Source organism: Pseudobacteroides cellulosolvens ATCC 35603 = DSM 2933, from assembly GCF_001262605.1.
Taxonomy (GTDB): domain Bacteria; phylum Bacillota; class Clostridia; order Acetivibrionales; family DSM-2933; genus Pseudobacteroides; species Pseudobacteroides cellulosolvens.
This window is the reverse complement of the sequence record NZ_LGTC01000001.1, coordinates 2,284,218-2,306,243: the sequence shown is the minus strand read 5'-3', so window position 1 is coordinate 2,306,243 and position 22,026 is coordinate 2,284,218. Positions and strand designations below refer to the sequence as shown.

At 34.8% G+C, this 22,026-nt stretch carries 18 protein-coding genes, 1 pseudogene and 1 other annotated feature; of the genes and pseudogenes, 15 read left to right on the top strand and 4 right to left on the bottom strand.

All coding sequences use genetic code 11. The features are described from left to right. The first annotated feature begins 254 nt into the window (after window positions 1-254). Entirely contained in the window at window positions 255-1,085 is an 831-nt protein-coding gene (locus Bccel_RS09315) for a Cof-type HAD-IIB family hydrolase (protein WP_036938191.1), read from the top strand. Window positions 1,086-1,104: 19 nt separating this feature from the next. Here the strand turns inward: Bccel_RS09315 and Bccel_RS09310 are convergent, their stop codons facing one another. Both Bccel_RS09310 and Bccel_RS09305 read right to left on the bottom strand, forming a co-directional pair. After that, window positions 1,105-1,863: a protein-glutamine gamma-glutamyltransferase gene (locus Bccel_RS09310; RefSeq protein WP_036938189.1), complete on the bottom strand. Its 759-nt coding sequence runs from the start codon at window positions 1,861-1,863 to the stop codon at window positions 1,105-1,107. Between the two features lie 18 nt (window positions 1,864-1,881). Next, complete coding sequence (locus tag Bccel_RS09305) at window positions 1,882-2,865, bottom strand: hypothetical protein (RefSeq protein WP_036938186.1); 984 nt, start codon at window positions 2,863-2,865, stop codon at window positions 1,882-1,884. Between the two features lie 264 nt (window positions 2,866-3,129). On the opposite strand from Bccel_RS09305, the gene Bccel_RS09300 reads away from it, so the two are divergent. The 6 genes and pseudogenes from Bccel_RS09300 (at window position 3,130) to Bccel_RS09275 (ending at window position 11,050) form a co-directional block, all read left to right on the top strand. Beyond that, window positions 3,130-4,329: a saccharopine dehydrogenase family protein gene (locus Bccel_RS09300; protein WP_036938183.1), complete on the top strand. Its 1,200-nt coding sequence runs from the start codon at window positions 3,130-3,132 to the stop codon at window positions 4,327-4,329. Window positions 4,330-4,338: 9 nt separating this feature from the next. Continuing rightward, complete coding sequence (gene nspC, locus Bccel_RS09295) at window positions 4,339-5,481, top strand: carboxynorspermidine decarboxylase (protein ID WP_036938180.1); 1,143 nt, start codon at window positions 4,339-4,341, stop codon at window positions 5,479-5,481. Window positions 5,482-5,674: 193 nt separating this feature from the next. Beyond that, on the top strand, window positions 5,675-6,265 hold the full coding sequence (locus Bccel_RS09290) for a TetR/AcrR family transcriptional regulator (protein ID WP_036938178.1): 591 nt from the start codon (window positions 5,675-5,677) through the stop codon (window positions 6,263-6,265). Between the two features lie 46 nt (window positions 6,266-6,311). Then, window positions 6,312-7,505: pseudogene (locus Bccel_RS09285) on the top strand (MFS transporter); the annotation flags it as partial. 443 nt (window positions 7,506-7,948) lie between these two features. Next, window positions 7,949-8,632, top strand: a complete 684-nt coding sequence (locus Bccel_RS09280; RefSeq protein WP_036938174.1) for a DUF4956 domain-containing protein — start codon at window positions 7,949-7,951, stop codon at window positions 8,630-8,632. A gap of 273 nt (window positions 8,633-8,905) precedes the next feature. Next, complete coding sequence (locus Bccel_RS09275) at window positions 8,906-11,050, top strand: copper amine oxidase N-terminal domain-containing protein (protein WP_152965971.1); 2,145 nt, start codon at window positions 8,906-8,908, stop codon at window positions 11,048-11,050. A gap of 104 nt (window positions 11,051-11,154) precedes the next feature. Here the strand turns inward: Bccel_RS09275 and Bccel_RS09270 are convergent, their stop codons facing one another. Both Bccel_RS09270 and Bccel_RS09265 read right to left on the bottom strand, forming a co-directional pair. Continuing rightward, window positions 11,155-11,736, bottom strand: a complete 582-nt coding sequence (locus Bccel_RS09270; RefSeq protein WP_036938172.1) for a MerR family transcriptional regulator — start codon at window positions 11,734-11,736, stop codon at window positions 11,155-11,157. Between the two features lie 187 nt (window positions 11,737-11,923). Then, on the bottom strand, window positions 11,924-12,829 hold the full coding sequence (locus Bccel_RS09265; RefSeq protein ID WP_036938171.1) for an RluA family pseudouridine synthase: 906 nt from the start codon (window positions 12,827-12,829) through the stop codon (window positions 11,924-11,926). A 355-nt stretch (window positions 12,830-13,184) separates the two neighbouring features. Here Bccel_RS09265 and Bccel_RS09260 point away from each other — a divergent pair, with 355 nt between their 5' ends. From Bccel_RS09260 to ileS, 8 genes are all read left to right on the top strand, one after another. Next, on the top strand, window positions 13,185-14,477 hold the full coding sequence (locus Bccel_RS09260; RefSeq protein WP_036938170.1) for a methionine gamma-lyase family protein: 1,293 nt from the start codon (window positions 13,185-13,187) through the stop codon (window positions 14,475-14,477). Window positions 14,478-14,586: 109 nt separating this feature from the next. After that, window positions 14,587-15,843: a biotin/lipoyl attachment domain-containing protein gene (locus Bccel_RS09255; RefSeq protein WP_036938168.1), complete on the top strand. Its 1,257-nt coding sequence runs from the start codon at window positions 14,587-14,589 to the stop codon at window positions 15,841-15,843. After that, entirely contained in the window at window positions 15,840-16,538 is a 699-nt protein-coding gene (locus Bccel_RS09250) for a YggS family pyridoxal phosphate-dependent enzyme (protein ID WP_036938166.1), read from the top strand. Before Bccel_RS09255 ends, Bccel_RS09250 begins: the two co-directional genes overlap by 4 nt. Before the next feature lie 203 nt (window positions 16,539-16,741). Next, window positions 16,742-17,200 (top strand): cell division protein SepF, encoded by a 459-nt coding sequence (locus tag Bccel_RS09245; protein WP_036938163.1) that lies wholly within the window; start codon window positions 16,742-16,744, stop codon window positions 17,198-17,200. A 12-nt stretch (window positions 17,201-17,212) separates the two neighbouring features. Then, entirely contained in the window at window positions 17,213-17,515 is a 303-nt protein-coding gene (locus Bccel_RS09240; protein WP_036938160.1) for a YggT family protein, read from the top strand. A gap of 3 nt (window positions 17,516-17,518) precedes the next feature. Further along, window positions 17,519-18,313: a YlmH family RNA-binding protein gene (locus Bccel_RS09235; RefSeq protein WP_050753316.1), complete on the top strand. Its 795-nt coding sequence runs from the start codon at window positions 17,519-17,521 to the stop codon at window positions 18,311-18,313. Window positions 18,314-18,328: 15 nt separating this feature from the next. Next, complete coding sequence (locus tag Bccel_RS09230) at window positions 18,329-18,796, top strand: DivIVA domain-containing protein (RefSeq protein WP_036938156.1); 468 nt, start codon at window positions 18,329-18,331, stop codon at window positions 18,794-18,796. A 41-nt stretch (window positions 18,797-18,837) separates the two neighbouring features. Continuing rightward, window positions 18,838-19,077: a binding site (T-box leader), on the top strand. A 154-nt stretch (window positions 19,078-19,231) separates the two neighbouring features. Next, complete coding sequence (ileS, locus tag Bccel_RS09225; RefSeq protein ID WP_036938153.1) at window positions 19,232-22,021, top strand: isoleucine--tRNA ligase; 2,790 nt, start codon at window positions 19,232-19,234, stop codon at window positions 22,019-22,021. Window positions 22,022-22,026: the final 5 nt, after the last annotated feature.

Here is a 22,026-nt window from a genome sequence, read left to right as displayed (position 1 = left end):
TCCTAAATTATCATAATTTATATTAAAATGTAAAAGACTAATCTATTCTTATATTTATATTTTACCAGAAATAATGCATACACACTATTCATATAATATTGATTTTAATTATGTTGAACAGTTAGTTATTTTCTCCGCCAAATGTAAGATTATTGACACTTTTATCATACTTATTGATATAATACTTAGGAATGACTAGTGATGACTAAAATATAGCTTACCATTGGTCAACATTACTGTTTTTGAGGTGAAGAATGAAACTATACATTTCCGATATGGATGGAACCCTTCTAAACGGGGATAAGGAAATAAGCTGTTTTTCAAAGGACATTATAAATGTACTTATATCAAAGGGCGGGTATTTTTCTATTGCATCTGCAAGAACAGCGGCTACTGCACTAAAGATTTTGGAAGAGGTAAAGTTGAACGTTCCTATAGCATTGATGAACGGAGTGGTTATATATGACACTTCAACAAATGAATATGAAAAAGTAGAGGCATTATGTGACAATACCACGAAAAAAATTGTTAATATTCTTAGGGCATGTAAAATAGAGGGATTTATGTATACAATATCGGAAAACAGGCTGAATACCTATTACGAAAAGTTGACTTCTAAAGTTTTGCAGGAATTTGTTGATGAACGGATTAAGAAATATAATAAAACATTTGAAAAGGTAGAAAGTCTCCTGGATAAGATAAATGGAAGAAATAAAATCATCTATTTTACACTGTTGGATGAATATGAGCCGCTTTTAAAAGTTCATGATTTGCTAAAAGACTTGCCTGATATTGAGTTATCCCTCTATAAGGATGTATACTCCGAAAAGACGTATTTGTTGGAGATATACAGCAGTAATGCGTCAAAGCATAATGCAGTTGAGTATCTAAGGCAAAAATATAACTTTAATGAAGTGATAGGTTTTGGTGACAACTATAATGACATACCAATGCTAAAAGCCTGTAACCAGTTTTATGCTGTTGATAATGCAGTAGGAGAGCTTAAGGAACTGGCTACAGGTGTTATTGAAGATAATAATTCCAATGGGGTTGCAAAGTTTATAGCAAGCAGGGAAAATATATAAGGTTTTATGGCTAGCAATCTTACCCCAATTGTTCTGCTATATTTGCCAGGTGTTTAAAGTTGGGCCTTTTTGCCGAATCCATTAAATATGCGGATGTTGTTGAGCCGGGGACCCTGTTTTCATTAAGCCCTGCAATAAATTTATTTGCATTTCCTATTCCTATACCATGACCGTAATACATCCCGTTACTAAGGTCAAAAACATTTTCACCTTGCCATTCCGGTGTTAGCGGATTTACATCCGGGTTTTTAAAGTATCGTCCGTCACCAGGAAGATAGTCATTAACATTTGGATAATCCATTATTCCAATATCCTTATCAAGGTGTTGCCAGTTCATCAGGTAGATTTCAGGAAAAACCCTGTTGAATGTGCTCACGGGCAGGGTATCCACAAGGGCTTTGTAATATACAATTACCATGGCGGTGGAACACTCTGTTCCGTAGAGGGAGCTGTTTATATATATGTCTTTTACAGCATCTGACGGCGTTACATTTCTTTTTAATAGAAAACCGCCCTCGTTTGTTCTATGCCAATAATCGGGGTTACACTCTGATTTTCTGAATACCATAAAGGAAAAATTGCTGTTATAAAGTGCTATAGCAGCTTTTATAATGCTGTTTCTCAAATCCAGCTCGAAAACTAGTTGGTTCTCCGAAGCGTACCTGTATGTATGATCGCTTGCTGACAATGTATTGACAATTATTTGTCCTATGGAGTTTAAATGGTACTTTTGAATTAGAACATCAGGGGCAATAATCTGGGAATTGATTTTTATCATTCAAATCACTTACCTTTATTATATTCTAAAATTCTTACTGGATTTTGTTATTTCTAACTGTTCGGGTATGCTCTTTACTATCCAGCTATTCCACATATTCCTGTTATGCTTATGCAGGTAATGTGAATAATCTGAAAGAAGCTTCTGACTATCAGACTCCAGTTTTCTAAAGCTGTCAATTGCTAAAGCTTCGAAATCAGTGTAATATCTCTTGTTTTCATGAGATTTTAAATGCGTTGTGTTTTGCAGATATTTGTTTTCTAATGACAAACGAAATGTGGATGGTTTTGGGGTTTGGTGAAAATGATCACCATTGTAGTATATAAAATTGTAATTATCCTTAATCCATTTAGCGGCTTTACAATAAATTGTATTTTTTTTACGGGTGTTTTCCGGCGTAATACATGGTATAAATCCCAGAAGTTTTTTAGAAAGTAAAATATCTTTTTCATTATTGGAAAGCAGCCGTTTAAGCATCAAGTCAATGCATTTTGGATTTCTTGACTCTAAAAATGCCCAAACAAGGTCATATATAAATGAACCTTTTCTGTGCCTGTTGTATATTAATTTTTCTACAACATTAAGGCAGCTGTTATCCTTATGAACTTTTATTAAAAGTATTGCTGTCTTATCAAGTACTTCATCATAACGTTGGCTCATACCATCAGCCATATATCCTGTATTAAACATCCAGCTTAATGTATTATAATTTTCTTTATCATAGATAAGGCTTATGTTGTTATTATAAATTTTATCAGTAATATCAAGTGCGGATTTGTTTCGTGCATTCAATTTATCAAAAATACCTAAGCTTCTTATCTCATTCTTCAATGCGAAGAGGCTTGGATACCTGAGGGTTGAAGAGTTAAGCTGCATTAATGCATAGTTATAATTTTTAGAACATAGGTGATTAAAATGGATTCTAAGTTTGTCAGCTCCATTTTTTAATCTGTACTTGTCAAGATAATTCATGTGTAAGGAACTTGAAGTGTATCTCCTCATTTTGTAACTTCATCTCCTATATTTAACAGGCTAATATTATTAATATGATATTTCTGATAATGTGTTACAAGATTAGCGGAAATAAGGAAAGGCTAAAATATTATTAAGTAATTTCTTTAACATTAATGGGTATAATTTTGTTTAGAAACTATTGTGATTACGATTTAATATAATAAAGTCGAATTTTTGTCATTTTTCTTGATTACTTGATAGTTTTTATGTATAATCATTCTTATTAATTTAATTGAAGTTGGAGGGCTTATAATGGGAAAAGCTTTAATTATCGGTGCCGGAGGGGTTTCCAACGTTGTAGTTCATAAATGCTGTCAGCACCCGGAGGTTTTTGAAGAAATTTGTCTGGCAAGCAGGACAGTGGAAAAATGCGATGCTATAAAAAATAAATTGGCAGGAAGCAAAACAAAAATTCATACGGCTAGAGTAAATGCAGATGATTCAAATCAGGTTATTGATCTTATTAGGAGCTTTAATCCTGATATTGTTATAAATGTGGCCTTGCCTTACCAGGATTTAGCTATTATGGATGCGTGCCTTGCAACAGGCGTTCATTACCTTGACACTGCAAACTATGAACCACCCGATACGCCGAAGTTTGAATACAAATGGCAGTGGGCATACAGGGAAAAGTTTAAGGAAGCTGGCTTAATGGCTTTGTTGGGAAGCGGTTTTGATCCCGGTGTAACAGGTGTGTTTTGTGCTTATGCCCAGAAACATTATTTTGACCAGATAGACTATATAGATATAGTTGATGCAAACGCAGGAGATCATGGCTATCCATTTGCAACAAACTTTAATCCTGAAATAAACATCCGTGAAATAACAGCAAAGGGCAGGTTCTATGAAAACGGAGAATGGAAGGAAACAGAACCTTTAGAGTACAAGCATGTTTATGATCTTCCCGAGATAGGTCCTAAAAATATATATCTCCTGTATCATGAAGAACTGGAGTCTCTTGCAGTTAATATAAAGGGAGTTAAAAGAATCAGATTTTGGATGACTTTTTCCGACAATTATATAAATCATTTGACTGTACTTCAGAACGTGGGAATGACATCAATTGAGCCAATAAATTATGAAGGCAAGGAGATTATTCCGCTGCAATTTTTAAAGGCGGTACTTCCGGATCCTGGATCCCTTGGACCAAGGACAAAAGGAAAGACAAATATAGGATGTATCATTCAAGGAACAAAAGACGGTAAGCCTAGAACATACTATGTCTACAATGTTTGCGACCATCAGGAGTGTTATCGTGAGGTAGGTTCCCAGGCGATATCTTATACAACTGGTGTTCCGGCAATGATTGGTGCCAAATTAATGCTGCAGGGCATATGGAATAAGCCAGGCGTTTTCAATGTTGAAGAGTTTGATCCCGATCCTTTTATGGACGAGCTTAACAAATGTGGACTTCCTTGGAAGGAAGAGTTTTCACCTACACTACTGGATTGAGGTTAATATATGAATAATGATATAGATGTTAAGGCACTTCCAACACCTTGTTATATTGTTGATGAAAGACTTTTAATAAAAAATCTTGAAACTTTGAACAAAGTGCAGGAACGCACAGGCTGCAATATTTTGCTTGCATTAAAGGGTTTTTCCATGTTTTCAGTATTTCCTACGGTAGGTAAATATCTTAAGGGAATTACATCCAGCTCTTTATTTGAAGCAAGATTGGGTTATGAAAGAATGGGAAAAGAAGTCCATATCTATGCTCCAGCTTATATTGATGAGGAGTTTGACGAGATAGTAAAGTATTGCGACCATATTGTTTTTAATTCCTTTGATCAGTGGAAAAGGTTTAAGGACAAAGTTAAAAATGCAGGCAAAAAAATAGAGTGCGGTATTCGAGTAAATCCTGAGTATTCGGAAATTGAGACACCTATATATAATCCATGTTATAAATATTCTAGACTTGGAGTTACTTTGCCAAACTTTAAGCCTGATGAGCTAGACGGTATTGACGGACTGCATTTTCACACAATGTGTGAGCAAAATTCCGACACATTAGAGCGTACTATAAAAGTAGTAGATGAAAAGTTCGGTGAGTATATCAAAAAAATGAAATGGATTAACCTAGGCGGAGGACATCATATTACAAGGCCGGACTATGATATTGAAACCCTTGTAAAATCCATTATGTTTTTTAAGGACAAGTATGGTGTAGATGTATATCTTGAGCCTGGAGAAGCCATTGCATTAAATACTGGATATCTTGTAGCAAAGGTTCTTGATATAGTCAATAACGGTATGAATATTGCTATTTTGGATACTTCGGCAGCTTGTCATATGCCTGATGTTATAGAAATGCCATACAGGCCTAATATAATAGGTGCAGGCAAACCGGAGGAATATCCCCACACTTACAGGTTTGGTGGGTTAACCTGCCTTGCAGGAGATATTATAGGGGATTATTCTTTCAAAGAGCCTTTAAAGCCGGGTGATAGGCTGGTGTTCTGTGATATGGCCCATTATACTATGGTGAAAAACAATACGTTTAATGGTGTAAACCTGCCTTCCATAGCACTTTATACCGAGAAAGATGGCATTAAGATAGTCAAAAGATTCGGATATGAAGATTTTGAAGGACGTTTATCTTAAAGAACGTTTGTCAATTGAGATTATAAATTAGAGACCTCATTACTTGTGTTAACTTTCAATCAGGTAATGAGGTTTTTTGATTTCTGGGAAAGGTTATATTAGAAGAAACAAAAGTAAAAAATAATTGACATGAGGTATCTTTAACGATTATAATTAAACTGAACGGTCAGTTTAGTGAGAAGGAGGAATTAATATGGTAAGTCCTAACATTAAAGCAGAACAAACAAAAAACCTGATTGCTACAAAAGCAAAGGAAGTTTTTATACAGAAAGGATACTTCCAAGCTTCAATGGAAGACATCAGGTCTCACTCCGGTATGAGCAAAGGGAGTATTTACTATCATTTTAAAAGTAAAGAAGATCTCTTTATCTATATACTGGAGTTATATATTGAGGAGTGGATTTCGAAATGGAGAGAAAAATCAGCAGGCCTTAAGACAGCAAAAGATAAACTTTTTGTATTGGCAGAGCACTTTGCATTGGATTTTGAAAGCCCTCTTTTAAGAGCTGCCACAGAGTTTTCAGGAAGTGAATCTGCAGATCCCAAAGTAAAAGTCAAGCTTGATGAATTAAATGGTATGTACATTCCGGTTATACAGGAAGTTGTTCAAGAAGGTATTGATAACAATGAATTTATCAATGATAATATAAATGATTTAACACTAATTACTTATGGTTTTTTAGCGGGGGTAGGGGCTATATTTCAAAATTTTAACGCTTCAGATATGTCTCATATGTACAAAAAGTCTGTAGAAATTTTTCTTGATGGCTTAAGTAAAGAATAATGTGTAAAATTTTTTTAAAGTATAAAAAACCGGACGGTCAGTCAGATGGAGGAGTAATATGAAAGAATTATTTGGCAACAGAGTGTTTAGAATAATAATGACCACTGATATCATACAGCAGCTATGTATTTGGATAAGAAATATATCTGTCTTGTTTTTTATTATAGAAAAGACAGATGCGGATCCTGTTGCGGTATCTTTAATCACTGTTTTTGAGTATTTACCCATGTTTGTATTTTCTTATATTGGAGGAACCCTGGCAGATAAATGGAATCCCAAGAGGACAATGATTATTGGAGATTTTTTGAGCTCTGTATCCGTATTTCTAATACTTTTATTCATTTCACAAGGGTTGTGGCAGATGGTATTTGCAGCAACGCTGATGTCTTCTTTAGTTAGTCAATTTTCTATCCCGTCTTCAAACATCATGTTCAAAAGGCATGTTGATGAAAAACTAATAAATTCAGCCATATCTTTATCCCAATGTTGGCAGTCGATTTTCCTGATAGTTGGTCCTGTTTTTGGAACACTATTATATGGGAAAGCTGGTATAACCGCGTCTTTGGTTGTTATTGCTGTTATGTTCTTCATTTCTTCAATGGTTCAGCTGTTACTGCCCGATTCTAAAAAGGAGGTTAGCATTTTAAAAACAAGCGTATTTAAGGATATGAAGGAAGGAATCCGATATGTTAAGTATAATTCAGGACTTAAGGTAATCAGTATTCTATACATATTATTAGGATTTGCACAAGGTCTGACTCAGCCCCTTGCGGTATATATAGTAACTGAAAGATTGGGTATTGCAAAGGAATACTTGCAATGGCTTTATTCCATTTTTGGTGTTGGTTTGTTAATCGGAGCAATCATGGCAGCTTTATTTGTAAATAGGTTTAAAATAAAATTAATTTTGTTTTTGGGTATGATTGTTTTTTCTTTTACTACAACATTAGAAGCATTATCAACAATTGTGTCAATAACATCAATTACATATTTTTTTGCAGGTGCGGTGCTTGCATTTTTGCAAGTTGCCCTTAGTTCTCCATTGATAAAAAGTGTTAGTGAAGAGTTTATAGGGAGGATAAGCGGACTTGTAACACCTCTTTTAACAGGTGGAATACTTATTGGCTCAAGTTTGTCAGGTGTTTTGGCAAAACAAATATCTATTATTCCTTTATTTCTCATTTCATCTATTCTCATGATTATTTGTGCATTTGTCAGCCTTTTATATAAAGATAAATAGGTTTTTAATTTTTCTGTTACATGTATAGAAATTGATAAACTATTGCAGTAACCTGCAAAAATTTTACTAAGTTAAAAATTTAAAATCAAATATAGTTTAAAGCCATATTATTCTGTATAATTATAATATATAAAAAATTGTTAGTTTGCATCTGGCATAACAAAATTGCTTGCAATTTTGCAATGTTGAAGTTGTTGCGAGAGATTATGGTACTGTTTGTGTCATAATCTGCTGGACATATACAAATGTAAAACTAATTTAATAAGTGCTTTCATATTAGATAATTAATTAAGAAGGGAGTTTAAATAGCAAAGGTTATGTCTAAGGACAAGCACGATATGTTGATTAAGGTGTTTTAAGATAAATATTATAGGGGATGGTGATTTATACAATACCGAATTCAAAATATGTTGGTAAAAATATTTAGGGGGCGAACAATGTAAATGCTTGATTCGATATTCAAAACATCAGAGCAGATAAATCTTACAGTTGGTAATGCGATGCTAACTTTAGTTATAGCCTTTATACTCGGACTCATAATAAGCATTACTTATATAAAGACAAATTCCAAGAAGATTCATAATCAGAACTTTATATTGACACTGGTAATGATATCACCCATAATAGCCATAATAATATTGTTAATTGGTGATAATGCGGCACGTGCATTCGGCCTTGCAGGAGCTTTTTCCATTATTCGTTTCAGAAGTCAGGCAGGAGATCCAAAAGATATAGCTTATGTATTTTTTACTATGGCAGCAGGTTTGGCTTGTGGAATTGGTATGTTTGGTTATGCTGCATTGTTTACAATATTTTTATGTATACTGACAGCGATTTTATCTTTTTCCAACTTTGGAGCTAACAAGCACCATGAAAAGGCTCTTAAGATAGTTATACCGGAAGACCTCGATTATCATGGGGTTTTTGACGATCTTTTTGAAAAATATACGATAACTCATGAATTAAGAAGGGTAAAAACCACTGAATTAGGGTCGCTTTTTGAGCTCGTCTACATGGTTAATATGAGGTTTGAAGCTAATGAAAAGGATTTTATGGATGAATTGAGATGCAGGAATGGAAATCTTAGCATAGTTCTTATTCTGAATGCAGAAAGAGCTGATTACTAAGCATTTTAATATAAAAATCAACTGATTATTACATAGAAATCATCTACATGATAACTAACTTTGGTTATTATGAAGGTGGTTTTTTATTTTTATCAAAATACTAATGTTTGCTAGAACGGGTATATATGAATAATGCTTCAAAACATTGAAATTCAAGGTTTTCAATTGACTTTGAAATTTTTATATGTTAACTTAATGATTGAAATATGAATAGCCCCAGGGTTTTGAAATGATATATTAGAGGAAGAAATGGTTAGGGAGGTAGCATTTGAAATGAGTTGTGAAATAAATAAAAGAGGTTTTTATTTATTTAAAGTGCTTTTGTTTACATATATTTTTATTGTGTTCTTTATTATCAACCAAAATAAATGCTTTGCGGATTCATCATTTGTTGATCTGCTTTTTCATATAGGATCTACACAATATACTTCTCAGAGTGAAAATAAGACCGTTGATTTAGCACCTTTTATTCAACATAATACAACACTTATTCCATTTAGGACTATTCTTGAGGAATTAGGATATAGTGTTCAATGGGATAAGAGGAGTAAAACAATAACAGCTTCAAATGAATCTACAACAATCATATTAAAGATAAACAGCATCTATGCAGAAGTAAATGGTGAGACTAGGATATTGGCTGTTGCACCTAAGATTGTGTCGGAGAGAACAGTTGTACCATTAAGGTTTGTTTCCGAGTGCTCAGGTGCATTTGTCTCATGGGATGAAGAGGAAAAAACAATACATATAACACAATATGGTAAGTTTGATACCGGCAAAGTATTGTATAACGAGAAAAAAAACAATCAAAATACTTTGTATACATATGACGGAAATGGAATTAACAGTATTTCCCTGGAGAATAAAGACATACAAAACTGGTACACTTTTAAGGGGCAGGTATTTTTGACAGTATCCGAACAAGGCAAAGAAAATAAAGGGCTTTATTTATTGAGAGGTAATGATCTACAGCTTTTACTTGAACATTTTGAAATGAAGGATTCCTTCGAGTATAATGATAATCTTGTTATACTTGGCTATGATAGGGTTAAGCAATATGATATATTGTGCAGATTTGACGGCAAATCATTTTATGTTGTCAAAGACAATTTTTTTGTAGGAAAAAGATTTATATTTAAAGATAAGATGGTAATAAGTAAATATGATAATAACAGGAGATACTCCGTTGTTGTAATAGATAAAACTTCGTGGGAGCCAACTGTGTTAAAGGATGGTTTTATTATCAGTGATTATGCTATGGACAACAATTATGTATATATTATCGGCAATGAGCAGGAAGGAATAAAAAAGCCTCTTGTTATTTATGATGGAAATGGAGTTTCTTCATTCAGCTTTAAGGTGGTTTTGGATGACGCCAATGTAGATATCCGCAAGGTAGTTATGTTCCAGGGAAGATTGTTTGCGGTTGTTGATGGTGTTTTATGTATTGTAGACGACAAGGTCCCAATTAAGATTTTTTTTCAGGATATAGGTGCTAAAGTCCGTTATGCAGCAAGTTTTATTCAAGTCTTCAATAATAAATTGTATTTAGGAACAGCACCTAATGCATATTTTTATAATGAAGATTATGTTTCCATTAACAAACCTGGCCACTTTATAGAGCAAAAAGGCGGAATTGTTGAAATTTTTAATGTTGCCAATTCAGAAATTGATATAATTAATGCAAATTCTTATATAACTATTAATCTTGGGACATATAGAAAGCTGATACAAAAGTTTGAGCCTATGGAAATAAGGATTGAGGAAAATATTTTGATGGCATGGGGTAAGGATTCCGATACATTTGATATGATATTATATACATATGATGGATCGACAGTTAACAGGATGGTAGACATAGTTAAAATAAATAATATCATTTCTGCAGGAGGCAAAACCTTTCTTGATGTAAGAGATAAAAATAGGTTGGATGGCACCGAGAGGAACACTATTATCATACAGGATGGCTTGGCAATTTCCAATCTGGTTGTAGGGTTTGAAACAAAAAGGTGGTCTGATTTGAATGGAAGTTTAATCTTTACCGGTTATGAAAGCTCGGGACAAAGAAATAAAGTGTATTCACTGAAATCTGAATTTATTGAACAACTGGGTAATTTTGATGCGGATTATTGGCAGAAGTTTGGTGACAATTTATTTATAAGCGGGTTGAATAAAGAGAACGGTTCATCCCAGCTATATAAGTTCAAGGATGAAAACAGTTTGTTTTTAAAAGACAATATTAAGGTCTTAAATATAATAAAGGCTAAGGGACCATATTATTTCATAGATGCCGTAGATAAAGATCCTAATTCCAAGACATTGGAAAGTAGAATTTTACTAATTTACGATGATGTGTCACGTGATTTTTACAGGGTAAAGGCGGGATTACAGATAACAGGGATGTTATATGTACAATGATAGTATGATCATTACTAAATGAAATTTGTGAGAAATTATGGTGCAAAAATACACCACAATTTCTCGCAGCAACACTAAGATTTATTTCAGGGGGATTATACAAATTATAAAGTGTTTTTTTGAAATGCTTTTCCAATAAGCTTCTTGAATATTCCTGACTGATTTTTCTTTCTCCATTTTGTCAAACAATCATCGACATCTTGAAAATGCTTGTCCATCTTTGTCTCAAGTTTTCGCATATTATTTTCTATACATGCACCAAGTTCCAATTTGTTTTTTGTCAGTTCTTTTGATATATGTTCCTTGGTCAAAGCAAATTCATTGGTTACAGTGCATGAAATCTCGTCCTTTAAGGCCAAAAAGATGCTTTTGAACTCAGCATATGCAGTTTCATTGATTTTATAAGGAACCGTTAATGACACTTCAGGAGTAATAACATCCGGTTCACTGATAACATTATCTCTTTGCAATATTTTGCGGATAGCTTTGATCTCAAGGCCTTCATCCCGCATTGTCTTAATCTGATACATAATGTTTGCAAGATCGGTATTATAATACCTTCTTCCACGGTCATCCTTTGGAACTTTTATCTGAAATTCCTTTTCATAAAATCTTAGAGTATGATCCGTAACATTTAGATATTGGCTCAATTCAGTTATAGAATATCGTTCCTTCAGTACATCCATCTTATGCCTCCGACCTGATTGTTTTAAAGCTTCAAATATTTTAGTTATTGCTAAGTATTTGTTCAGTATGTATATAATAACACTAGTGTTAAAATATGTAAATAACTCGCTGATCATTTCCCAAAATTAATACTTAATGTAGAGGAGGCAAGAAAAGATACTATTTGAAGTTATATTAAGAGCATTTTTAAGCTTGAGGTTCTTTGGAAGCAATAAGATTTTTAATATCCTGGGGAATATTTGCTCTTATAAGAATTTGTTGATTTAGGACAGGATGGATAAAAACAGTCTCAATTGAATGAAGAGCTTGTCTTCCAATTAATTGGTAGTCGGCGTTTGGTTCAGCGTATAATGTATCACCAATTAACGGATGGCCTATAGCTTGGCAATGAACTCTTATCTGATGTGTACGCCCGGTTTCAAGTTGAAATTTAAGGAGTGTTGCGTTTTTAAGGTGCTTTATAACAGTATAATGGGTAACAGATCTAACCCCCTCCTCTGAAATATGCCTTAACATTATACTGCCGGGTTTTCTTGCAATGGGAAGGTCAATTGTACCTGAATTGTTTTCTACAACTCCCGATACAACTCCTATGTATTCTTTAATGTAATTGTTTTGATGCATTTGTTTTATTAGTGATTCCTGGATAAACTCATTTTTCGCGAAAACTATCACACCTGAGGTGTCACGGTCAAGTCTGCTTACAGGGCGGATTTTTTTATGCTGGTTGTTATTTAGATAATGTAGCATAACTCCATTGGCAATAGTTCTAGAAGGATGACTGCAGGTAGGGTGAACCACAATGCCTGGCTGCTTGTTTAGTGCAATAAGGTATTCATCTTCATAGATTATGTCAATTGGTATATCTTCGGGAATAATATCTTCAGCGGTTTCCTCAAAATCAATGTGTACTTCAACTATTTCACCTGCAGAAACTATATGGTTTACAAAGGTTAATACAGAGTCCACCAATATTTTTTTATTGTTTTTGAGCCTTTTAATCAATCTCTCTGAAAGTCCCATATTGTTCTTTAATATGTGCTTCAGTTTTTTGCCGTTATCTGCATTAAGTACTGTATATTTTAAAATCAAATCAAATCACCTTTTCAATCCAATCACATTTTTAAGGAATAACTAAATATTATTTTTGCTTATCACGAGTGTTGACAAGTTAAGTCAACTCATAAGCCAAATTTGTTGCGGAAGTTATATTTTAGTTATTACTAATTATAAAGTTAATGGTGTATTAAATCAATCACATTTAATTTTATAGTTAATTTTATGGTTGAAATTGGCCTTGCTCTTGTATAAAATGAATAAGAACTAAGGAGATTTCAAAAATTACCTTGGTCAATTTTTATGGAGAACAGTAAAATCAATATTTTTGAAATCTCCAATTGACCAGTTGTTTTTTAGAAATCAACTAAAATGAAAGAGAGTGGAAAAGATGAGTTTTAGATCTGAAGCGTTCTTAAAGAGTGAATTTGGTATAGATGAGAGTGTTCTTAGAATATCAAATATGGCAGAAAAGGAAATTGAAAGAGTATTTAAATCAATAGAATCAGTCAGGGAATATAATCAGCTAAAGGTTATTAAAGCTATGCAGTCAAACAATGTAAGCGATTCTCATTTTGGGGGAACAACCGGTTACGGGTATGATGACAGAGGAAGAGAAGTCTTGGACTCGGTATATGCAGACGTTTTCAAGGCTGAGGATGCACTTGTAAGGCATAATATTGTATCAGGAACACAGGCACTTGCATTATGTATGTATGGAAATTTGAGGCCTGGCGATGAACTTTTAAGTGTCACAGGAAAACCCTATGATACTTTGGAAGAGGTTATTGGCATAAGGGGAGAAGGCGGCGGTTCTCTTAAAGAATTCGGCATAACATATAGACAGGTTGAATTGCTCCCTGAGGGAGATATTAATATAGAGGGTATAAAGGAAGCGATTTCCGATAAGACAAAGATGGTTCTAATTCAACGATCGAGGGGATATAGTTGGCGAAGCTCAATTAAGCTTGATCAGATGGAAAGGGTTATCAGCTTTATTAAGGAATTGAAGAGTGATATAATAGTTATGGTGGATAACTGTTATGGCGAATTTGTAGAAGAAAAGGAGCCAATCGAAGTAGGAGCAGATATAGCGGCAGGCTCACTTATAAAGAATCCTGGCGGGGGATTGGCACCTACAGGTGGATATATAGTTGGTAAAGAGGAATATGTTAGAAAAGCGGCCTACAGGCTTACATGTCCAGGTCTTGGCAAGCATGTGGGATCAACTCTGGGGCATAACAGGCTTTTATTCCAAGGGCTTTTCATGGCACCCCATGTAGTTGCGGAGAGTCTCAAAGGAGCAGTATACTGTGCTGAAATTATGAGGCGTCTTGGTATTATTTCATCACCGGGCCCTGAAGAAAAAAGGGGAGACATAATCCAGGCAATCAGGTTTAATAATGCGGAAAGCCTCATAGCATTTTGCCAAGGTATTCAGAAAGGCTCACCCGTTGACGCTTACGTGACACCACAGCCATGGGACATGCCGGGATATGAATCACCCGTTATCATGGCGGCCGGAACTTTTATACAGGGTGCGTCTATAGAATTGAGTGCAGATGCCCCAATCAAGGAACCTTACATAGCATATATGCAGGGTGGGCTTGTTTATGAGCATGTTAAGCTTGGGGTTACCATTGCAGTCCAAAAACTCCTTGAGCAGGGGATTGTTAAGATATAGTGCTTATACGTTAATAAAGCTTTTTCGAAACATATGAATCAAGGAAAATGTTTTGAAATAATTAAAAATGTAAAATGATTATTTCAAAACATATAAATGGAGGTGAGTTATGCAAGAAGGAAATAAAAATAAAGGTATAAAACTTGGTGTTCTTATGATTGTTTTGTTCTTGCTGATGTATATTCCATCATTGTTTCATTGGATTTACGGTAAGGATATTGCTACAGATATTATAAGGTCAGGTGCCATCGAGGATTCTATTAACCTGGATGGCTTTATAATAAGGGATGAAGAGCCTATAGAATCTCCTTTTGAAGGTAAATATATACCGGAGGTCGGGGAGGGGGAGAAAATCCCTGTAAAATATAAAATTGCTACAGTATTGAAAGATACATCAGCAAAAGATTTGGAGAGGCTTTCGAAGCTTGACTCTGATATTCTTAAATTAAAAAAGGATAAGAGTGAGAAACAGGGTCTTTTTTCTCAGGACCTTATAAAACTTGACGGCAATATCTCTGAAAAAGTTGTTTCTATAGCTATGGCATGCAACGAAAGTAATTTTGAAAAATTGAATGATGTCAGAGATGAAATTGACTCTATTATCCATAAAAAGGCGGAAATTTTAAGCAGCTTGGGTACTTCCGACAGCCAGATAGATGCATTGAAGCTTCAGAGAAATAATTTGCAGGCACTAATTAATAGCGGGACCAAACAAATATATGCTAACTCACCGGGTATAATTTCCTATAATGTTGATGGGATGGAGCGAACGCTTAATCCAATGGGAATAAGCAGTATAAAAGTTAATGATATTATAGAGCTCGCTAAAAAAGATATAAAACCTGCAGTAAATATTGGAAATGTGCAGGTAAATAAGCCTTTTGCAAAAATTATTAAGGGTATTTATATTTATATAGCTGTTGTTATGGACAAGACAAATGCAGATATGTTAAAATTAGGTAAAAATGTGAATGTAAGAATAAATGATATCAATAAGATTGTTAATGCTGTTCCTATAAGTATTTCAGGTGCTGATGGAAATAAGTGTGCCGTAATATTTAAGACGGACAAAGCACTTAGTGAGACTACATTCCTAAGAAAAATAAATATCGATGTTATTAAAAATTCATATGAAGGTCTTGAAGTTTCTTACAAAAGTCTTTTTGATATCAGTCCGGATGGTAAGAAAGGAAGAATTGTACTTGTAAAGGCTAATGATGCAACAATCAGGAATGTTGAGATTGTTGGCAGAAATGGGGAATTTGCGATAATAACCGGTATTGATAAGAAGGAAATAGTCAGTCTTTATGATACTTATGTCATAAATCCAAGTAATATTAAAGAAGGGCAGCTGATAATAAAATGACAGATGAATTTGACTATATAAAAAGAAATATTGAAGAGGTTAAAAGAAGGGCAGCTTTGGCAGCACAAAGATCAGGAAGGAATGTTGACGATATAAAAGTAATTGCAGTAACAAAAACAGTTGGAATAGAAAAAATAAATTGTGCAATTGATAAAGGACTTAATATTTTAGGTGAAAATAGGGTTCAGGAATTGTGCGAAAAGTACGATAATGTTAATAGGGATTGTAAATGGGATATGATTGGACATTTACAAACAAATAAAGTTAAGTATATAATTGACAAGGTAAATCTTATTCACTCTGTTGATCGTTTGGAGCTGGTGCAGGAGATACAAAAAAAGGCTGAAAAGACAGGTAGAGTAATGGATATTCTTGTTCAGGTCAACGTTGCTGAAGAGGACAGCAAATTTGGGTTGTCTCTCCATGAAGTGAAAGGTTTTCTAAAAACCATCAATAAATTCGATGCTGTAAAGGTAAAAGGACTCATGACAATAGCTCCATTTCTCCAAAACATTGAGGCTGTAAGACCAGTTTTCAAACAATTATATAAAATATTTGTTGACATACGGGAGGAAAATATTGATAATATAGATATGAAGCTTTTATCTATGGGCATGAGTAACGATTTCGAAGCAGCTATTGAAGAAGGTGCAAATATAGTTCGAATTGGTACTGCTATTTTTGGTAAAAGATAATTTTGCATGTTTTAAAGCATGTATGAAAAATTACTTCCGCTTTCTATGCGGTTGATGATGTGTTAAGTTTCGAAAAATTCATTTTTATAATGCAAATGAAGACGATTAAACTGTATTTGCGATAGACAAATGTAAAAAGTTAATTGATTTTTATATAATTACTTTTTATATAATTACTAATGATAAAACAGGAGGAAAATACCATGGCTAAATTGTTAAACAAAGTTCTTAATTTTGTTGGCTGGGAAGCTGAAGAGGAAGACGAACTAGTTGACGAAAAGGAAGTTCAAATTGAAAGGGAAGAGATTGTACAGCCGCAATTTTTTAATTCCAACAAGAAGTCTCAACAAAACAAAGTTGTAAACATTCATTCTGCATCACAGTACAAGCTGGTTGTTATGCAGCCTGAAAACTTTGAAGATGCTCAGAACATAGGCGATCATCTTAAAAATAAAAAGCCTATAGTTGTAAACTTGGAAGGCCTTGAGAAGGAAAGTGCACGCAGGGTTGTGGATTTCTTAAGCGGTGCTGTATATGCTTTAGATGGAAGCATACAAAGGGTATCTACAAATATCTTTATTATTGCACCTAATAATGTAGACATTATGGCTGATTTTAAAGAAGAGCTTAGAAATAAAGGTGTGTTTCCCTGGGCAAAATAATGGAGGCATGTAATGCAGGTGTTTAATATTATTGGATTGGCAATTTTAGTTGTTCTGCAGATTGTAAAGTATGCAGTTATTTTGAGGGCTTTGCTTTCATTTTTGCCTATTGGGCAGGATAACCAGTTTATTAATATATTATATCAGATCACAGAGCCGGTTTTGGCTCCAATAAGAACATTTTTAGGAAGGACTGAATGGGGGAGAAATTCAATGCTTGATGTATCCCCTATTATTGCTATTGTATTAATATGGGTGGTAGCTTCAGCTGTATCTTCCATATTCGGAGTACAGGCAATTTCTTCGATATTATAATCTATGATAAACAGAGAAGCAATTTTAAAGAGAATTACAGGAATTGATGATAAAATATTCGTTTCAAAGATAATTGATAAAGCCTTAAAGGCTCAAAATTCCCATTGTATAATAAGTACGGATTTTTTGGATCCATACCAGTCTAATATTATCAAAAAGTCAATTGCATCTAGTTTAGAAGTCAATTGTGTCTTTTATGGTGGATACGCTGCGGCAGAACGGGAGATTGCCATTTTCTGCCCGCAAGGCATGTCTCTTTCAGATTTTCATAGCTTCAAATACCCGTTAAAAATTATTGAGGTTAAAACAAAAAGCCGCATAACACTTACTCATCGTGATTTTTTAGGTTCATTGATGGGATTAGGTATTAAAAGAGAAAAAATTGGAGATATTTTATTGGAAGATGATATTTGCAGGATAATTGTTATCGGCGAAATAGCAGAGTACTTGGAATACAATCTCTTAAAAGTTGGTAATGCAAATGTGGAAGTGACTTTGACAGATGTTGGGGAAATCCAGCACCAGGGCCCAAGCTTCCGTGAGATCAAAGCATCGGTAGCCTCATTAAGGCTTGACTGTATAGCTAGCTCAGGCTTTGGTATCTCAAGAAGCAAAATCGGAGAATTTATCAAAGGCGACAAGGTTTCATTAAACTGGGAAAAAACTACCAGTCTTACTAAGCAGGTAAGTGAAGGCGATACCATATCCATAAGAGGCAAGGGAAGATTGATTGTTGACAAAGTTGGTGCTATTACAAAAAAAGGAAGGATAAGTATTACCCTGCTAAAGTATTTATAAGGAGGTTATTGCGGGATGAATTATACTCCAAATGAACTAAAGAATATTTCCTTTGGTAAAAGCTTGGTAAGGGGTTATAATGAGCTTGAAGTTGATGAAACTTTTGACAAGATTATTGAGGATTATAGCAGTCTAATACATGAAAATATGGAACTTAAAGACAAGCTCAATGTTTTAAATGAGGGTATGCTGCACTATAAGAGAATAGAAGAGTCATTGCAAAGCACACTTCTTATAGCACAGCAGACTGCGGAGGAAATAAAGAGAAACGCATATTCTAAGGCTGAGAATATATATAAGGAAGCGGAGCTTAAAGCTCAAAAGCTTTTAGAAGGTGCCAATGAGCAGGTTATTCGCATAAGATATGAATATGAAGAAACAAGAAAGAAGCTCCAGGTTTATAAAAGTAAAGCTGAGGCCATGCTTCAGTCACAAATGGAAATGTTGAAGCATTCCGTTGAGCTTGAAGATGAAATTTCTTGACATCTAACGATGATAGGATGTATAATACAAAAAAATACTTTTTAAAGACTATGATTGGAAAGAGTAGGAAGCCATACCTTCAAAGAGAGCAGAGTTTGGTGGGAGTCTGCAGGGTTAACTTTTGAAAATCATCCATGAGTTGCATCCTGAAACGTTAAAATCTTAAAGTAAGTAAGGAGTGCCGGTTAAAGCCGTTATTTAACAAGTGATTACTATATTTTATTTTGTATGGTGATAATTTGGGTGGAACCGCGTGAGTAAATTACCCTCTCGTCCCTTATAAGGATTGAGAGGGTTTTATAATTGTTTAAGGGCATTTCAAAAAATACATTATTCAAGTATTTTTTGTATAAGGTCATTAATTCAGCTTTTTGAAATGCCTCTTTGACTAGTTAATTATTTTTTATACCTAAAATATATTGGAGGCGAGTTCGTATGTCAGTTGACTATGGAAAAACACTAAATCTACCACAAACCGATTTTTCTATGAGGGCAAATCTTCCCCAGAAAGAACCTGATATGTTGAAAAAGTGGGAAGAGATGGACATTTATAATAAGCAGTTGAAAAAAAATGCAGGAAAGCCTAAGTTTATTCTTCACGATGGACCTCCTTATGCAAATGGAGGAATACATTTAGGAACATCTTTGAACAAGATATTAAAGGATATAGTTGTAAAATATTATAGTATGTCCGGTTACGAGACACCATTTGTTCCTGGTTGGGATACTCATGGCCTTCCGATTGAACAGAGGGCAATTAAAGAATTAGGCCTTAAGAGGCACGAGGTTGGGCCGGTTAAATTCAGGCAGGCATGTAAGGGATTTGCATTAAAGTATCTGGATTTACAGAGAAATGCATTTAAAAGATTGGGTGTCAGGGCTGATTGGGAAAACCCATATGTTACTTTAAATCCTGAGTTTGAAGCCAAGCAGATCGAGGTTTTTGGTGAAATGGCCAAAAAAGGATATATATATAAGGGATTAAGACCGGTATATTGGTGTCCTGACTGTGAGACCGCATTAGCAGAAGCTGAGATCGAGTATGCTGAGGATACTACGGTTTCCATTTATGTAAAGTTTCCTGTAAAAGACGATAAAGGTATTATAAAAAATGCTATTGGGACTAAAGAAAATGTATACTTTGTCATATGGACAACCACAACGTGGACATTGCCAGGCAATTTGGCCATCTGTTTAAATGCTGATTTTGAGTATGGACTTGTTAAGGTTGGAAATGAATATTATGTAATGGCAGTAGATCTTGTTGAAAACGTAATGAAGGCTGCCGGGATAGAAAATTATGAAATCGCAACAAAGCTTATGGGAAGTGACGTTGAAGGGATTCTGTGTTCACATCCTTTCCTTGATAGAGACTCAATTGTTATATTAGGAGACCATGTAACGTTAGAAGCTGGTACAGGCTGCGTTCATACTGCTCCAGGACATGGTGCCGAGGACTTCCAGGTATGTCAGAAATACAAGATACCTGTTATAGTACCTGTTGATGACAAGGGTCATTTGACTTCAGAAGCAGGTAAATTTAAAGGCCTTTACTATGAAAAATCCAATGCGGCGATTTTAGAAGAACTTAAAGGTTTAAATCTCCTTCTTGCATCAGAGAAGATTGTTCATCAATATCCACATTGTTGGAGATGTAAGGATCCAATAATATTCAGAGCTACAGAGCAATGGTTTGCTTCTGTTGAAGGTTTTAGAAATGAAGCACTGGAAAAAATAAAGGGTGTAAGATGGATTCCTGAATGGGGAGAAGAGAGAATAACCAATATGGTTAGGGATAGAGGAGACTGGTGTATCTCCAGACAGAGAATCTGGGGCGTTCCCATACCTATATTCTACTGTAAGGATTGCGGCCATGAGCTTATAAATGATGAGTCAATTGCTGCAGTTGCTTCACTATTTAGAGAAAAGGGCTCCGACTCATGGTATGAGGTTGACCCTAAAGATATACTTCCAGCCGGCACAAAATGTAAATGTGGCTGTGGAGAGTTTGAAAAGGAAAACGATATTATGGACGTATGGTTTGATTCCGGTTCAAGCCATGCAGCAGTTCTTGAAACAAGAGACGACTTAAGGTGGCCTGCAGACATGTATCTTGAAGGAAGTGACCAACACAGAGGATGGTTCCAGTCATCCCTTTTGACATCTGTTGCTACAAGGGGAGAGGCACCATTTAAGACAGTTCTTACCCATGGTTATGTTGTTGATGGACAGGGAAGGAAAATGTCAAAATCGTTAGGAAACGGCATAGACCCGGAGGATGTTATAAAAGAGTACGGAGCTGATATTCTAAGACTCTGGGTTGCATCTTCAGATTATAAAACAGACATAAGGATCTCCAAGGAATTATTAAAGCAGCTTTCGGAAGTTTACAGGAAAATCAGAAATACCAGCAGGTATATATTAGGTAACATATATGATTTTAATCCTGATAATGATATGGTAAAATATGAGGATTTGGGAGAGCTTGACAGGTGGGCACTTATGAAGCTTTCACAGCTTATAAAGAAGGTTGATGAAGCTTATGGCTCCTATGAATTCCATATGATGTTCCATGCCATCCATAACTTCTGTGTTGTTGATATGAGTAATTTCTATCTTGATATTATAAAAGACAGGCTGTATACATCAAAAGCAGATTCAAAAGATAGAAGGGCTGCACAGAGCGTAATGTATGAGATACTTGATTCATTAGTCAGAATGCTGGCTCCAGTATTGGCATTTACGTCTGAAGAAATATGGCAGTACCTGCCCCATAGAGCAGCTGATGATAATGAAAGCATACAGCTTAACAATTGGCCTGTAGTTAATGAAAAATATCTTGACAGCAAGCTGGAAGAGAAGTGGAGTAAAATATTAGACCTTAGATCTGATGTATCTAAAGCACTTGAAATAGCAAGGGCTGAGAAAACGATCGGTCTTTCATTAAATGCAAAGGTTGTAGTTTATGCAGATGAAAAGGTATACGGATTTATAAAAAGCATTGAGGATCAGCTGTCAACAATATTTATTACATCAGGCTTCGAGCTTAAAAAAGCCGATGAAGCCCCTTCTAGTGCACAAAAAGGGGAAAATATGGATGGAATTTCGGTTGTGGTTGTTCCGGCTGAAGGTGAAAAATGTGAAAGGTGCTGGATGCAAAGTGAAAGCGTAGGCAAAAATGGAAATCATCCGACTCTTTGTGAAAGATGCTGCTCTGTTCTATAGTTTAC